The following is a 1,582-nucleotide window of genomic DNA, read 5'->3' on the forward strand; positions in this document are numbered from 1 at the left end:
CGACGACATCATCGGACTGATCCCACTCGATCTTCTGCCGGATTTCCTTCGGCCAGCAGCCGGAATAGTCGGAGAATTCGCCTTCTGCGATCGCAGCGCGCGCCAGACAGCCGGCGGTCGTGACGTGCCGCATCAGCGCGACGGCGATCGCAGCACAACGATCAAGCGCCGCCTCATGGAAGTCGCCGACGATGACAAACCCGTCTCCAAACTGGTGGGCAAACAGGCGCTCTCCGTCGCCGGCATAGGCGCGGGTCCCGATCGCGAAGATCCCGCTCATCAAGGCGCGAAGTCCGGTGATTGCGAGGTCGCCTTTCCCCCACAGAACACTGAATCCCTCGATATCGATCCAGATCGACCAGCGCGGGCCCGCCTCGATCTCGATGGTGGGCTTGCAAGCCTCATCGGTCACGACGCCGGAAGTCAGAGGCGATTCTGTGTCATTGGTCATTGCGGATTTGCCTGCACCAAGTTTCGGAGTTCGTTGAAGGCCGCCAGGTTGACGATACCGGCATCGGCAGCACGAGCACGCTCTAGGATCGGGCCGAGATCGCCAGTGCCCATCTGGAGCGATTGGCGGTCGGCGAGGGCATCGATCAGTCGCAAAGTCGCGCGCGGATGCAAATCCGGGTGCGCAGACCCTGCCAGGAGATGCAGTTCATAAAAAGCGTTCGTGCGAACCATGAACGGTGTGAGGCGATCGACCGCGTCGGAAAAGCGCGCGTTCGTTGCGATCGCGATCCGCGCAAACTGCTCAGACGTGGATGTTGAGCGGAGCTCAACTTCGACTGGCCAAACCTGTTGCAACCAAGGCGCGACCCGTCTGTCCCAGAGCGAATCTGCTGACCGCGACGGCGGCTTGCCGGGTAATTCATCTTCCGGTTCGTCGGGCTGCGCAAGGAAGGTCTCGATCCACGACAGGGCTGATGTCCGCAGGTGATCGGTCATGGACCGAAGAGCGTTCCGCACCGCAACCGCCGGAAGCTGGTCGCGATCTAAGTCGATGCCAACGAGCATCAGCAACTGCACCAGCGTTTTCGCCATCTCCCCAATTCGGGCGAGGCGGTCAGGCTCGAAGGTAGCGAGGAAGAAGGGCTTCAGAGCAGGCCACAACTTCTCGTCGACCCTTGGCTGCCAGGCATAGCCCTGCCAGACGGCAGCTGCTTCGGCTTCATCCTGGGCCCAATCGAAGCTCGGGATCAGCGACGCCTGCGTCCAATCAGGATCTACCGCGAAGAGGTAGGACAGTCGCGACGCTGCAATGACGCGCGCCGGTCGATGCGATGGCATGCCGGGTAACACGAGAGCATCCGCCCGCTGCCGGAGGTCGTCAGGAATGCGGGATGAAACCTTGAGCGAACGGGCGAAGAGAAGGGCGAAAAAAGCCTGTGACAGGCGTCCAAGTGCGTTGTTGATTGCATGACTAACGGCATCGTGCTCGTCGGTTGCCTGGACATTGTCGGGATCGTCCGCAACGGCGACTAGGCCCAAGTTGAACAGTGCCGGCGGAACACGCAGGGAACGCGAGCTGGTAAGTATTTGATTTTGCTAGGCGTGGGTTTGGGGGCAAAACCGGATGTGC

General features: G+C 61.1%; 2 protein-coding genes. Both read right to left on the reverse strand.

The window, feature by feature from the left end; genetic code table 11:
- Nucleotides 1-412, reverse strand: a 412-nt coding sequence (locus DI606_RS20145) for a hypothetical protein (RefSeq protein ID WP_293985797.1), incomplete at its 3' end; no start/stop codon positions are given.
- Nucleotides 413-447: 35 nt separating this feature from the next.
- Entirely contained in the window at nucleotides 448-1,491 is a 1,044-nt protein-coding gene (locus tag DI606_RS20150) for a hypothetical protein (RefSeq protein WP_293985799.1), read from the reverse strand.
- Nucleotides 1,492-1,582: the final 91 nt, after the last annotated feature.

Source organism: Sphingobium sp., from assembly GCF_003248505.1.
GTDB lineage: Bacteria > Pseudomonadota > Alphaproteobacteria > Sphingomonadales > Sphingomonadaceae > Sphingobium.